This window comes from Emticicia sp. MM, assembly GCF_001649495.1.
Genome location: NZ_LXHX01000114.1, coordinates 1 through 13626 on the forward strand (window position 1 = coordinate 1; position 13626 = coordinate 13626).

The window sequence follows — 13626 nt, forward strand, 5'->3', positions numbered from 1 at the left end:
CAAAATACTTTTCAAAAATTTTGTAAATAGTAAATTTGCCTCCATAGCTCAGCTGATAGAGCAACTGACTTGTAATCAGTAGGTCGCTGGTTTGATCCCGGCTGGGGGCTCTGGAAAAAGGATTTCAAGAAATTGAAGTCCTTTTTTGTTTTTATCATTTTACAAATGACTTGTAATCAGTAGGTCGCTGCGGGGTCGCCCGTGCGATTTGATCCCGGCTCGGGGATCTAAGGACAAGAGTTACAATTTATTTTGTAACTCTTTTTTGCGTTTATACGTTACTCATAAAAAATACCCACGTAGAATGAAGCAAATAATTTTAAAAATACTCAAATATTCTTTTTTTGGCTTATTAATGACGTTGATACTTTTTATTGCTTTCAATCTCAATTCGAGTATCTATGCTTACCGTCAAGCCAAAGGTCAATTAAAAATCATATTTAATACTCGTCCAGTTAGTGAAGTCTTGGCCGATAAGTCATTTCCTGATTCATTAAAAAATCGTATTCGCTTGATTGAAGAAATCAAACGCTTTGCTGTTGATTCGCTGGGCTTGAATCCTTCTAAAAACTATACTACTTTCTACGACCAACACCAAAAGCCAATCTTGTGGGTAATTACGGCCTGCGAGCCATTTGAATTGAAAGCCAGAAAATGGGATTTCCCGATTGTGGGAACGTTTAGCTACAAAGGTCATTTTGAAAAAGCAATTGCTGATACCGAACTCAATGAACTGAAAAAGCAAGGTTTTGATACGCAACTCAATGAAGTATCGGCTTGGAGTACGCTTGGCTACTTGAAAGACCCCATTTTAAGCTCAATGCTAGAAAAATCAGAGGGGCGTTTAGCGGCACTAATAATCCATGAGCTAACGCATGGTACACTTTTTGTAAAAAACAATTTAGAGTTTAATGAGAATCTGGCAGACTTTGTTGGGGATTACGGAGCGATACGTTTTCTGACAAGTAAATATGGCAAAAACTCCAAAGAATTGGAGCGTTATCAATTCTCGAAAAAGTACAATGATGCGTATAGTCAGCACTTATTGAGAGGAGCAAAGAAATTGGATAGCTTGTACAAAAATTTCGATAAACAAATGACGATTCAAGAAAAAAAACGTCGGAAGATAGAAATGATAAGTTCAATTATAAATAAGAGTGATACACTATTGGCAGGAGAATTTCATAAACGATTGATTAGTCGCAAGAAATGGACTTTAAACGACAATAATTTACCTAATAATGCGTATTTTATTGGGTATCTGACTTATCAGAGCAAACAGAACCAGTTTAAAGATGAATTTGTTAAAGAGTATAAAGGTAACTTTAATAATTATTTAACTTATCTAAAGAATAAATATCCAAGTAGCATTGTTTTCTAAATAACAGCCTCATTCACAATTTTAAAACAAAATGAGTTTTCTAAAAAAAATCTTATTTTTATTCATAATCGTCACTACCAGTTCATTTGTAGTGAGCGATAGCTATCGCTATTTGCCAAATCATGCGTTTAAGGCGGGTGAATATTTTGAATATAAAGTAAAATACGGTTTTTTGAACGTCGGTGAAGCAACTGTTGATGTGAGTCCACAAATTTATTCGGTCAATAATCGTCCGTGCTATCGGGTTAATATTTTTGGGCGTACCACTGGTTTTACAGACCTTTTCCGCATCCGCAATACCTATCGCTCCTACTTGGATACATCGGCTATTTTACCACAAAAATTCTTGATGGATTTACAAGAAAATAGCTATCATAAAGAACAAACGATTACTTTCGACCACACAACCAATGCAGCAGTTAGGGAACAGAATAAAGAGCGTAAAAACTTTAAGCTACCTGATAATGTACATGATGTAGTTTCGGGATATTATTTCTTGCGTACGATTGATTTCACGAAAGTTAAAATTGGTGAAACGGTTTCATCAAATATGTTTTTTGATGATGAAATCTACAATATGAAAGTAAAATACAACGGGAAAGGGGTTATTCGGACAAAATATGGCAAAATCAATGTCATGAAACTGAATCCTATTTTACCTAAAAATAAAATGTTTGATGGTGAAGATGCGATTAGGATTTGGGTTTCTGACGATAAGAATCGTGTACCGATAAAAATTGAAGTTGAGTTTACGGTTGGAAGTGCCACAATGGAATTGAAAAATTATAAAAACACTAAGTATCAGTTTGATTGGCAGTAAATGGTTACTGGTTGTCTGTTACTGGAAATTGGTTATTAGAAACAATTATTTTAAGATTTTGTAGTACCATTCATAAAAATGCCTCCTCTAAATGAGAAGGCATTTTTTGTTTTATCTACGTCCGTGACTTCTGCTACCTCTGCTATCGCCTCGATAACTCCGATTTTGATAACCATAATTTCTATGTCGATTATAAATATTCCTGTAAGAATATCTTCGTGGTGGAGCTACATAAACCCGTACCTGTGGCCTTACATAAGGTCGATATCCATAATAAGGTCTTGAATGATAACGGTCACGATGAGCGTATCCGCTATAAAAACAACTCGACAGACTAAGCGACAATAAAGCAAAAATACCAGCTAAAATCAGCAAACGAAGTTTCGATTGATTTTTCATAATTCTATTATTTTTTCATGGTAGATGCTTGAAAACGCAAAAAGGTTGCATTTCATATATACTTAGACAATTTTAATTAGACTTACCCTCATTTACGAACCCAAATTTTGATTAAATTGCATAGAATATCAACGAATCTCTAATTAATGGCTTTAACCGAATCAAATATGCTACCAATCGGGACTATCGCACCCGATTTTAGTTTGATAGATACAATATCCGATAAAATCCTGTCAGTCAGTGGGTTATTCTCCGATAAAGCAACGATTGTCATGTTTATTTGTAATCATTGTCCATACGTAATTCATGTAAAAGACGAGTTGGTTAGGCTGGCCCATGATTATCAGCCCAAAGGAGTTAAACTGGTGGCAATTAGTTCGAATGATATTGAAAAATACCCTCAAGATGGCCCTGAAGCCATGAAGGTTTTCGCAAAAGAATCAGGTTTTACGTTTCCGTATCTTTATGATGAAACCCAAGAAGTAGCAAGAGCTTACGATGCCGCTTGCACCCCTGATTTCTACATCTTTGATGGTGCAAAAAAACTGCGTTATCGAGGGCGTTTGGATGAATCACGCCCAAGAGTTGAAAACCCCAAACCAGTTACTGGAAAAGATTTGCGAGCAGCTTTAGACGCAATTCTATCCAATCAGCCTATTCCGGAAATACAGTTTCCGAGCATGGGCTGTAATATTAAATGGAAAAATTAAACACTTCATAAAATCACTATACCTAAGCCTTATAATGTCTCAATCAACCACTTCCCAAAAATACCGTTCATTTTCACTACTATTTATTTTCTTTTTTTCGGGCTTTGCTGCCCTCATTTATCAAGTAATTTGGCAACGTTGGTTGGTATTTTACACAGGAATCAGTTCGGTTAGCATCAGCTTAATAGTTTCGGCATTTATGGCTGGCTTGGGTTTGGGTTATTTAGCTGGTGGTCAAATTGCCGATAAAGTGGGTAAAAACAAGCCGATTTTGTTTTTTGTCTTAGCAGAAATCGGTATTGGAGTTTTTGCATTAGTCAGTAAATCAATCATTTACGATTGGCTATATCAATCAAATGCTCTTGCAGGCGGTTCGCCTTTTCAAACCTATCTAACCCTATTTCTGATTTTACTCTTTCCAACATTTTTGATGGGGCTTTCTCTTCCCCTACTTTCAAAGGCATTTGAGCAAAAAAATGCTGAGAATCAGGCCAGTTACATTAGTTTATTATATTTTACGAATACACTCGGAGCGGCGGCAGGCACTTTCATTACAACATTCATCCTGATTAGAGTTATGGGTTTTGAAAATGCCGTACGATTGGGAGCTTCTTTCAATTTTTTGTGTGCCATCACGGCTGGTGTGATTTATTATTTTCAAACTCAAAATTCTGCCATCGAAGATTCGCTTATCCAAGCAAAAGCTTCGGAAACATCACAAGACTCATTTTCGTGGAATAAGAATTTCATTTACTGGATTCTTCAATATACAGCATCGGGTTTTATGGCTATTTGCTTTGAAATTATTTGGTTTAGAATGATTGAAACCATGATGAAATCCATTGCCCTGACATTTTCAATCATCTTGACCATCTATTTGGCAATGATGGCAATTGGCACATATACGGGTGTAAAAATGGCAAAAAAACTCCCAAATAATCGCCTGAAACTATTTTTGAATACTCAGTATGTTTTGTATTTCTATTCAGTAGGAGCAATTTTATTGTTGCAATGGGCTGTTTCTGATGTTTCGGCACTTGCATTTTTGTTTGAATACTTCAAAAGCTACGAAACATCTTTTGCTCCAAAAATTGCCTTCTCTACTATGGTAGTAATTCCATTTTTCTTGATGGCGGTACCAACATTTATAATGGGTTTTAGTTTTACGCTTTCACAATTAATTATTCAAGATAAATTTGATGAAGTTGGTCGAAAAGTGGGTTGGTTGCAATTTGTAAATATTGTAGGTTCTACGATTGGAGCTTGGTTTGTAACACTCATTGGTTTTAATCATCTCGGTACGGCTCTGACTATCAAGCTGATAAGCCTCATTGGTTTAGTTTATGTGATAGCCTTGCACCGAAATAAATTCAATAGTTTATTGTCAAGAATTCTGATGGGCGTATCGCTGATTTTAGTCATTTCACTGCTGCCAAACAACGAAAAACTTTGGATGAAATTTAGTGGAATGGCCGATGAGAAAAGTTTTATTGTCGAAGAAGACGAAACTGCTCTATCATTTATAAAAACACTCGGCGAAGAATCTTACGTTTACGTCAACGGTTTGGGGCAGAGTATGTTTCCATTTAATCGAGATATTACTCACTTTACACTGGGGGCTGTTCCTGCATTGATTCACCCCAATCCCGAAGACATTGGTATAGTTGGCTTGGGTTCGGCCTGTACACTTTATAATGCTGGTGGACGTGCCGAAACTAAATCTTTGGATTGTTTTGAGGTAATCGTAAATCAGCCAAAAGCAGTAAATGAATATGTAAAACGCACAAAAGATAGCACTGCACTATACATTATCAATGATAAACGAGTAAATGTAATTTTGCAAGATGGGCGATACTATCTGCACCAAAACCCTAAATTATATGATATTTTGGAAGCGGATGCTTTACGTCCGAAATCTTCTTATTCGGGAAATCTGTATTCGGTTGAGTATTTTAAACTACTAAAATCAAGGCTAAAAAAAGGCGGACTGGCCATTACTTGGGGAGCGACTGGGCGTATCAGAAATGGTTTTGCTGAAGTTTTTCCGTATATCTACGAAATTGATGGTTTTATGATTATCGGTACTGACCAGCCTTTAGAATTTGACGAAAAGAAAATTTTTGAACGCTTAGAAAACTCTTTCACCAAAAATCATTACGGACGTGCAGGGATAAAAGTGCGAGAAAATTTAGAGAAAGTATTAAACAAACGAGTAATATTACAAAATGGCACTACCAAAGTTTCAAAATCTTTTAACTCAGATATGTGGCCAAAAGATGAGTTTGATTATGGTAAACTTTGGGAGAAAATTCTGGGTAAAGAAGACTGATTTTTTAATCATACCTCTATTTTTTTGAATTTTAACGTTTACTTTCAAGCAATGTTATGTATTCACGAATTCTTATCGCCATCTGTTTAGTTTTTGTTTTGGCTTGTGGCAAAACCGAAACACCAACACCTGTTGATATAACTTGGCAGCCAAGCACAATTGATGGACAGTTTGTATTTAATACTTTTAAAAGTGCGGGGCTTGGTGGAAGTAGAGGAAAAATACAAAAATGGACTCAAAGCGAAGTTTATTATTGGTTTGATACCGAAGGTTCTGGCACAAATAGCCTCGTTGCGATTTCAGACAGTGTTTTTACCCAAATTAATCAATCCAGTAAATCGGCAAAGTTTATCAAGACTACTGATGAATCAAAGGCAAATATTAAGATTTTTTCGGGGCGAGATACTGAATTTGAAGCCAAATATAAATTGAGCTTGCAAGGAGAATTACAAGTTGGAGGAACAGCTTTTATGTCGATTTCGAGCAGTAAACAAGAAATCGAGAAAGTTGTTGTGTGGGTAACGAGTGTTTTTCCGTCACTCGACCGCCGATTAATTACACGCCACGAAATTGGACACGCAATTGGTTTCTCGCACGTACCAACCAAACGCTCAATTATGTGGGATACGATTGATTTAGAATATAATCCAACGGCTTTTACCGAAGTTGATAATAACTATATCAAAATCCTTTACGATACAAGAGCAAAAGCTGGCATGACTCATGAAGAGTTATTCCCTGTTTATATGGATGTCTTGAAGTAAAAAAACTCCTGCAAGAAAATCATCTCGCAGGAGTTTCACACTACTAAACCTAATCTAATTTACCCTATACTATTACTTATAAGACTTCTTCGACCGAACCTATATTTTCAAATATAATTTCTCCTTCAGTACCCAATTCCATCATCACAACCGAATCTTTCTGCACTTTTCCAGCCAGAATTTCTTTCGATAATTCATTTAAAACTCTGCGTTGAAGCACACGTTTGAGCGGTCTTGCTCCGAACGTAATATCGTAACCTTCTTCGCCCAGTTTATCTAAAACTGCGTCAGACGCTTCAAGTGTAATCCCTTGCTCGGCCAAACGAGCTTGAATTTGCTTGAACTGAATCTGCACAATTCGACGGATATTGATTTTAGTCAATGGGTCGAACAATACAATTTCGTCGATGCGGTTCAAAAATTCTGGACGAACCGATGCTTTTAGCAAATTCATAACATCGTTTTTGGCTTCTTCTTTGTAGAACAACTGCCAAGCTCTATCATCACCTTTCGACTCAAGGTATTTATCTTGAATAAAGTGACTACCGATATTCGAGGTCATTATCACAATTGTATTCTTGAAATTAGCAGTTCGACCTTTATTATCAGTCAAACGGCCTTCGTCAAGCACTTGCAATAAAATATTCCAAACATCAGGATGAGCTTTTTCGATTTCATCCAATAGAATCACGCTGTATGGTTTGCGTCTTACGGCCTCGGTTAACTGTCCGCCTTCTTCATAACCTACATATCCTGGAGGCGAACCTACCAAACGGCTCACAGCGTGGCGTTCTTGGTATTCGCTCATATCAATACGCACCATTGCCGAATCATCATTGAATAAATATTCGGCCAAAGCCTTTGCCAATTCGGTTTTACCAACACCCGTACTTCCCAAAAATAAGAAACTACCAATCGGCTTTTTCGGGTCTTGCATACCCGCACGAGAACGACGTACAGCATCGGCTACCACTTCAATGGCTTCCTCCTGACCTGCAACCCTACGGCGAAGTTCATCTTCCAAATGCAATAATTTCTCACGTTCACTTTGCAACATTTTTGTTACAGGAACGCCAGTCCAACGAGCTACGATTTCAGCAATATTTTCAGCCGTAACTTCCTCATTCAACAAATTATTGGCTGGTTGTTGCTCATTTTTTGTTTGAATTTCATTCAAACGATTATTGGTTTCAATCAATTTACCGTAGCGAATCTCAGCCACTTTTCCATAATCACCCGCACGTTCGGCTTGGTCTGCTTCGAGTTTTAGTTGCTCAACTTGCTCTTTCAATGAACGAAGTTCATTCAACGAACCTTTTTCATTTTCCCATTTTGCCTTTAAATCATCACGTCTTTCGCTCAAATCAGCAATATCCTTATTTAGAACTGACTCTTTTTCACGGTTATTTTCACGGCGAATTGCTTCACGCTCAATTTCGAGCTGCATGATTTTACGATTCAATTCATCCAATTCTTCGGGCATCGAATCCATTTCGAGGCGAAGTTTAGATGCTGCTTCATCCATCAAATCAATGGCTTTATCAGGCAAAAATCTATCCGAAATATATCTATCCGAAAGCTCAACGGCAGCAATCACGGCATCATCTTGGATTCTTACACCGTGGTGTAACTCGTATTTATCTTTGATTCCACGCAAAATCGAAATCGCATCTTGCACGTTTGGTTCATCAACCACCACTGTTTGAAAACGACGTTCGAGAGCCTTATCTTTCTCAATATATTTTTGGTATTCGTTGAGCGTTGTAGCACCAATTGTATGCAACTCGCCACGAGAAAGAGCAGGTTTCAATAAGTTTGCGGCATCCATCGCTCCTTCTCCGCCAGCACCTGCACCTACAAGCGTATGAATTTCATCAATAAACAAAATCATTTCTCCATCTGAGTCGGTCACTTCCTTGATTACGGCTTTCAGACGTTCTTCAAACTCACCTTTATATTTTGCACCCGCAATCAACAAACCCATATCAAGCGATACGATGGTTTTTGATTTTAAATTTTCGGGAACATCACCCGATACAATTCTTTGTGCTAAACCTTCTACGATAGCAGTTTTTCCGACCCCCGGCTCACCCAATAATATCGGGTTATTTTTAGTACGGCGTGAGAGAATCTGCAAAACTCGACGAATTTCTTCATCACGGCCAATTACGGGGTCAATTTTGCCTTTTCGTGCCAAATCATTCAGATTTTTGCTGTATCGAGAAAGGGCTTGGTAAGTATTTTCAGCGTTTTGGTCTTTCACTTTGTTGTTTCCTCTTAGTTCTTTAATGGCTAACTTTAAGTTCTTTTCATTCAAATTATTTTCCTTCAACAAACTCGCTACCGAGTCTTTTCCTCCGGCTAAACCTAAAAGTAAAATTTCGACACTCACAAATTCATCGCCAAATTCTTTCATCAAGTTGGTGGCCTTGCTCAAGGCTTGGGCAGTATCATTGCTCAAATATAATTGGCTGGCGTCGCCCGAAACTTTCGGATAAGCAGACACAATATTTTCGAGCTTTGCTTGTATGGTTTCTTTGTTGGCTGCTGCTTTATTCAACAAAAAAGTAGCAGTATTGGCATCTTCTTGCAAAATCGCTTTCAGAATATGCCCAGTTTCAATTGCCTGTTGACCATTTCCGAGGGCAATCTCGGAAGCCTTCTGAATCACTTCTTGGACTTTGATGGTATATTGATTAAAATTCATCGTTTTTATGTTTTTAGTAGCACAAGTTTTCAGCTTGTCACCCACAAATTCTTATAATTGTGTGATGCAAAACATATCATCAAAAAGTATGCAGATGTATATTTTTCGGAAATAATGACCGAAAAAACACCAAGAATTCAAATAGATAACGACAAAAAGGCAGAAATAAGCTGAAAGAATAAAAATAAAAATGACAAAATTGAACAAAAAAAAGAGCAAAACAACCAAAGTCATTTTGCTCAATTAAGTTTTATATAGTTTGTTTAGAGAAGTCTCTTAGAAAAATCTTGAAAATGCTGTAATCACAAATACAAAAATCGAAGCCCACATTGGTACTCGGCGTGCTTTGTAAGTTGCTTCCTGAAATGCCTTTAGATATTCTAAACGCATCCACACTCCTACCGCCAATAATAAACAAAAAGTAGAACTTGCAAACTTAAATGCCATTGCGTGCATCGGCTCTAATGAAAAGTACAAGAAGATATTTACTAATAAAAGTAGGACTCCAAGAAGAGCGAATACCTTGAATGACCATGTGTAAGTTTCTTTGTCTATGTTATTTCTCATGATTTTGCTGTTTTGTGATACAAATATAGAAGAATAATTTGACACTTGTCAAGTATTTTCTTTAATATTTTGTAAAACAAACATATAACCAAATAATATTTGGCACATATTCTTTTTATAGTAAATTAAAATATTGGAATAGTACAATATTATTTTTAACAAAACAGCAATTATATGTTTCATTTTTAACCTTTTATTATAAAAAAATATCATTTTATGCAAAAATAGGTTTCAAGCGAACAACGAACTTTTGTTGTAATTATATCATTTTTCTTATAAGGACAGTGAAGATGTTAGGTATCTTATAATTAATTTAATCAATCTTTACACAAAGATTCTCAAGAATTGATTTCTCGTTTCGAGAAACTTTCTTTTACTTTGAATATGTTATCAGAAAAACATAAATTATACAAATGAAAGTAGAATTAGTAAGAGTCGATGACGCCTTCCATTTTGAAGCCATCGGTACAGCAGGTACGGTCAACCACATGGATGCTAATGTTGATATTGGCGGGCATAATTTAGGTGCAAGACCAATGGAAATGCTTTTGATGGGTTTGGGTGGCTGCACGGCAATTGACGTAATCTTAATTTTGAAAAAGCAACGCCAAGTAATTGATGACCTCCGAATTTCGGTAGATGGCGAACGAGTGAAAATAGAAGGAACAGAGATGAGTCCATTTCGTAAGATAAATATTCATTTTGCATTTAAAGGTCAGCTCGACCAGGCAAAAGTTGAGCGTGCCATTCAACTTTCGATGGAGAAATACTGCTCGGCAACGGCACAGTTTAGCCCAACAGCTGAAATTACGCATACTTTATCTATCAACTAATTTCCAAGCGAAGTATTGGTATAATATTTGAGATTCAAAAAGTATTCTATTACTATTTTAAATCACAAAATATTATAAACATGAAAAAGTTAATCGTAGTTTTGGCATTGGTAGTATCGGCTGCCACAGTTGTTTTAGCAGTTGAAAAAGAAAAAGGCGGTCGTAAGGCTCGTAAAGAGGCAGCAAAAAAAGAAATGAAATGCTGCGACAAAGCAATGGCCAAGGAATGCAAAAAAGAAAGCAAGGCTTGTTGCGAAAAGAAAGCAGAATAACAATCTTATTTTCTATAATCAATTGAGTACCCAAAGGTCAATGAGCAATCGTTGGCCTTTTTTAGTATATTTTATTGCTTTAAGTATCATTTTTTCTTAATTTGGCATAATTATACTACCTAAATTTTATGAGTCCGAAGGTATCTTTACGGAAAAACATACACAACATTCTCGAAATTACTTGGCATCGAAAACTCGGCTTGAGCTTTTGGGTAAATATATTTCTCACCATAATCATTTCCCTCAATGCCATAGCTATTATTTTAGATACTGTTCCGAGTATTCATAATAATTATCACCAAATTTTACTTGATTTCGAGGTATTTTCGGTTATTGTTTTTACTATCGAATATATATTACGTTTGTGGTCTTGTGTTGAAAACCCAGCCTTTTCTCATCCAGTCAAAGGTCGATTAAAATTTATTCTTTCGGCTTGGGGTTTGGTTGATTTACTTTCGATTGCTCCATTTTATGTATCAATTTTCATCACTGATTTAGGGTTTATCCGTATTCTTCGCTTACTCCGAATGCTTCGTTTATTCAGAGTAAGTAAATATTTCCATGCCTTGCGAGTCATTCAGAAAGTAATGAAAGAGAAACAAGAGGAACTCGTATTAAGCTTTGTTTTTATAGTTTTTGTGCTAATTATTTCATCGAGTACGCTATATTATTTCGAACATGAAGTACAACCACAAAAATTTTCAAGTATTCCAGAGTCCATGTGGTGGGGCGTTAATGCCATGACAACCGTTGGCGATGCCGACTTTCGTCCCATAACGCCAATGGGAAAACTAATCGGCGGCTTAATTGCCATACTTGGGGTTGCACTCTTTGCTTTACCAACTGGTATTTTGGCCTCAGGATTTGCCGAACAAATGCGAGGAAACAGACAAAAAATCAAATGTCCACATTGTGGAAGTGAGTTTCATCATTCACATACTATTAATCCTTAAAATAATCTTCAAAAAAAATAGAATTAATATTTTACTGGTACCTTTAAATTGTTTTTCGATACAGCCCTGCTTATCTTTGCACAAAAAAACTTCTTCGTGCAATTCGATAACTCAAAAAAACTCGGTATTCTTGGCGGTGGCCAATTGGGCAGAATGATTATACAAGCTGCCATTGATTTTGACTTCACTATAAAATCGCTCGACCCCGACCCCGATGCACCTTGCAGACACATTGCTCACGAATTTGTAAATGGTTCGCTGAAAGATTACGGTACAGTAATGGCTTTTGGGCAAGACTGCGATATTATTACGATTGAAATTGAAAACGTAAATATTGAAGCACTCGAAGCATTTGAGAAACAAGGTAAATTGGTCTATCCGCAACCTTCAGTTCTCCGATTGATTCAAGATAAACGCATTCAAAAACAGTTCTATAAAGATAATAACCTTCCGACTGCCGACTTTATTCTTACTGAAAATCAAGCTGATGTAAAAAATCATATTGATTTTCTACCAGCAGTTCATAAACTCGGTACCGGTGGCTATGATGGTAAAGGGGTTCAAGTTCTACGCACTGAAGCCGATTTAGCGAAAGCATTCGACCAGCCAAGTGTGCTGGAAAAAATGATTGATTTTGAGAAAGAATTAGCCGTGATTGTGGCACGAAATCCAAGTGGAGAAATCAAAACTTTTCCAGTTGTTGAAATGGTGTTTCATCCAGAAGCCAATTTGGTTGAATATCTATTTGCTCCTGCCGAAATTTCAACCGAAATAGAAATACAAGCTGAGCAAGTAGCTATCAAAACAGCTGAAGCCTTTGGTGTAGTTGGCTTGTTGGCAGTTGAAATGTTTTTGACGAGAGATGGACAAATTTTAATCAATGAAGTTGCTCCTCGCCCACACAATAGCGGCCACCAAAGCATCAAAGCCAACGATGTTTCGCAATATGAACAGCACCTAAGAGCAATTTTTGATTTGCCTTTGGGAAGTACAAAAGCACATTCTAAAGCAGCTATGGTTAATTTATTAGGCGAAGATGGCTATTCGGGCGAGGCTGTCTATGAAGGCATGAACGAAGTTTTGGCAGTCGAAGGTGTGCATCCATTTTTATATGGGAAGAAAATAACAAAACCTTTCCGCAAAATGGGACATATAACGATTATCGACCAAAATTTTGATAAATTAAAAGAAAAAGTCATTTTTGTAAAAGAAAAATTAAAAGTAGTTACAAAATAAGTTCTGAGTCATGAGTTCTGAATTCTGAGTTATCAACTCTTTCAACTTCAGAACTCAGAACTCAGAACTCAGAACTCAAAAACATGGTAGGAATTATAATGGGTAGTTTATCCGACTGGAAAATAATGTCGGCAGCAGTTGAAATATTAGAACAATTCGGAATTCCTTACGAAAAAGAAGTTGTTTCGGCACACCGTACACCACAAAAAATGCTTGATTATGCTCTTTCGGCTCGTAAAAGAGGCTTGAAAGTAATCATTGCGGGAGCGGGTGGAGCAGCTCATTTACCTGGAATGGTCTCATCGAGTACAACTTTGCCAGTGATCGGTGTGCCAATTAAATCAAGCAATTCGATTGATGGTTGGGATTCTATTTTGTCGATTCTTCAAATGCCTGCAGGAGTGCCAGTAGCAACTGTTTCGCTCAATGGAGCAAAAAATGCGGGAATTTTAGCCGCTCAGATTTTGGGTGCAAACGATGAAGAAATTGCTAAAAAACTAAGAGCATACAGCGAAGGTCTGAAAGATTTGGTTGAAGAAATGAATGAGGAACTGAAAAAAACGGTATAAGCTCAAATGCAAATACCCTATAATTGAATTGATATGCAGATATTTATAGTTATTTTAGCCATTTATAATTATCCAATCTCAATTAT

Annotated in this window: 13 protein-coding genes and 1 tRNA gene; 11 read left to right on the plus strand and 3 right to left on the minus strand. The window is 36.7% G+C overall.

Going from position 1 to position 13626, the window contains the following annotated elements:
* Positions 1-37 precede the first annotated feature (37 nt).
* The 3 genes from A6M55_RS15600 (at position 38) to A6M55_RS15610 (ending at position 2201) form a co-directional block, all read left to right on the plus strand.
* Positions 38-110 (plus strand) — tRNA-Thr (locus tag A6M55_RS15600).
* Between the two features lie 194 nt (positions 111-304).
* Entirely contained in the window at positions 305-1381 is a 1077-nt protein-coding gene (locus tag A6M55_RS15605; RefSeq protein ID WP_064198458.1) for an aminopeptidase, read from the plus strand.
* A 31-nt stretch (positions 1382-1412) separates the two neighbouring features.
* A complete protein-coding gene (locus A6M55_RS15610; protein ID WP_064198459.1) occupies positions 1413-2201 on the plus strand; it encodes a DUF3108 domain-containing protein in 789 nt (262 codons plus the stop codon).
* Between the two features lie 111 nt (positions 2202-2312).
* Here the strand turns inward: A6M55_RS15610 and A6M55_RS17350 are convergent, their stop codons facing one another.
* On the minus strand, positions 2313-2600 hold the full coding sequence (locus A6M55_RS17350; protein ID WP_156511088.1) for a hypothetical protein: 288 nt from the start codon (positions 2598-2600) through the stop codon (positions 2313-2315).
* A 146-nt stretch (positions 2601-2746) separates the two neighbouring features.
* On the opposite strand from A6M55_RS17350, the gene A6M55_RS15615 reads away from it, so the two are divergent.
* The 3 genes from A6M55_RS15615 to A6M55_RS15625 are packed head-to-tail and all read left to right on the plus strand — an operon-like array spanning position 2747 to position 6403.
* Entirely contained in the window at positions 2747-3310 is a 564-nt protein-coding gene (locus A6M55_RS15615; protein ID WP_064198460.1) for a thioredoxin family protein, read from the plus strand.
* A gap of 34 nt (positions 3311-3344) precedes the next feature.
* Positions 3345-5639 carry a fused MFS/spermidine synthase gene (locus A6M55_RS15620; RefSeq protein WP_064198461.1) on the plus strand — a complete coding sequence of 765 codons (2295 nt, stop codon included), beginning with the start codon at positions 3345-3347 and terminating at the stop codon, positions 5637-5639.
* 56 nt (positions 5640-5695) lie between these two features.
* Positions 5696-6403: a matrixin family metalloprotease gene (locus A6M55_RS15625; RefSeq protein WP_064198462.1), complete on the plus strand. Its 708-nt coding sequence runs from the start codon at positions 5696-5698 to the stop codon at positions 6401-6403.
* A gap of 76 nt (positions 6404-6479) precedes the next feature.
* On the opposite strand, the gene clpB is transcribed toward A6M55_RS15625, so the two are convergent.
* Positions 6480-9110, minus strand: coding sequence for an ATP-dependent chaperone ClpB (gene clpB, locus A6M55_RS15630; protein WP_064198520.1), 2631 nt, complete (start codon positions 9108-9110; stop codon positions 6480-6482).
* A 276-nt stretch (positions 9111-9386) separates the two neighbouring features.
* Positions 9387-9677 (minus strand): hypothetical protein, encoded by a 291-nt coding sequence (locus tag A6M55_RS15635; RefSeq protein WP_064198463.1) that lies wholly within the window; start codon positions 9675-9677, stop codon positions 9387-9389.
* Between the two features lie 413 nt (positions 9678-10090).
* On the opposite strand from A6M55_RS15635, the gene A6M55_RS15640 reads away from it, so the two are divergent.
* The 5 genes from A6M55_RS15640 (at position 10091) to purE (ending at position 13540) form a co-directional block, all read left to right on the plus strand.
* The gene (locus A6M55_RS15640; protein WP_064198464.1) at positions 10091-10510 is read left to right on the plus strand and encodes an OsmC family protein; all 420 of its coding nucleotides are present in this window, start codon (positions 10091-10093) and stop codon (positions 10508-10510) included.
* A gap of 80 nt (positions 10511-10590) precedes the next feature.
* On the plus strand, positions 10591-10782 hold the full coding sequence (locus A6M55_RS15645) for a hypothetical protein (protein WP_064198465.1): 192 nt from the start codon (positions 10591-10593) through the stop codon (positions 10780-10782).
* 128 nt (positions 10783-10910) lie between these two features.
* On the plus strand, positions 10911-11735 hold the full coding sequence (locus A6M55_RS15650; RefSeq protein ID WP_064198466.1) for an ion transporter: 825 nt from the start codon (positions 10911-10913) through the stop codon (positions 11733-11735).
* Between the two features lie 96 nt (positions 11736-11831).
* Complete coding sequence (locus A6M55_RS15655) at positions 11832-12971, plus strand: 5-(carboxyamino)imidazole ribonucleotide synthase (protein ID WP_082893062.1); 1140 nt, start codon at positions 11832-11834, stop codon at positions 12969-12971.
* A gap of 83 nt (positions 12972-13054) precedes the next feature.
* Positions 13055-13540 (plus strand): 5-(carboxyamino)imidazole ribonucleotide mutase, encoded by a 486-nt coding sequence (gene purE, locus A6M55_RS15660; protein WP_064198467.1) that lies wholly within the window; start codon positions 13055-13057, stop codon positions 13538-13540.
* Positions 13541-13626: the final 86 nt, after the last annotated feature.

Excerpts from the sequence above, each read along its gene's own strand:
- A6M55_RS15605 (WP_064198458.1), top strand. The coding sequence starts at position 305 with ATGAAGCAAATAATTTTAAAAATACTCAAATATTCTTTTTTTGGCTTA.
- clpB (WP_064198520.1), bottom strand. The coding sequence starts at position 9,110 with ATGAATTTTAATCAATATACCATCAAAGTCCAAGAAGTGATTCAGAAG.
- A6M55_RS17350 (WP_156511088.1), bottom strand. The coding sequence starts at position 2,600 with ATGAAAAATCAATCGAAACTTCGTTTGCTGATTTTAGCTGGTATTTTT.
- A6M55_RS15640 (WP_064198464.1), top strand. The coding sequence starts at position 10,091 with ATGAAAGTAGAATTAGTAAGAGTCGATGACGCCTTCCATTTTGAAGCC.
- A6M55_RS15650 (WP_064198466.1), top strand. The coding sequence starts at position 10,911 with ATGAGTCCGAAGGTATCTTTACGGAAAAACATACACAACATTCTCGAA.
- A6M55_RS15620 (WP_064198461.1), top strand. The coding sequence starts at position 3,345 with ATGTCTCAATCAACCACTTCCCAAAAATACCGTTCATTTTCACTACTA.
- A6M55_RS15615 (WP_064198460.1), top strand. The coding sequence starts at position 2,747 with ATGGCTTTAACCGAATCAAATATGCTACCAATCGGGACTATCGCACCC.
- A6M55_RS15625 (WP_064198462.1), top strand. The coding sequence starts at position 5,696 with ATGTATTCACGAATTCTTATCGCCATCTGTTTAGTTTTTGTTTTGGCT.
- A6M55_RS15645 (WP_064198465.1), top strand. The coding sequence starts at position 10,591 with ATGAAAAAGTTAATCGTAGTTTTGGCATTGGTAGTATCGGCTGCCACA.
- purE (WP_064198467.1), top strand. The coding sequence starts at position 13,055 with ATGGTAGGAATTATAATGGGTAGTTTATCCGACTGGAAAATAATGTCG.
- A6M55_RS15635 (WP_064198463.1), bottom strand. The coding sequence starts at position 9,677 with ATGAGAAATAACATAGACAAAGAAACTTACACATGGTCATTCAAGGTA.
- A6M55_RS15610 (WP_064198459.1), top strand. The coding sequence starts at position 1,413 with ATGAGTTTTCTAAAAAAAATCTTATTTTTATTCATAATCGTCACTACC.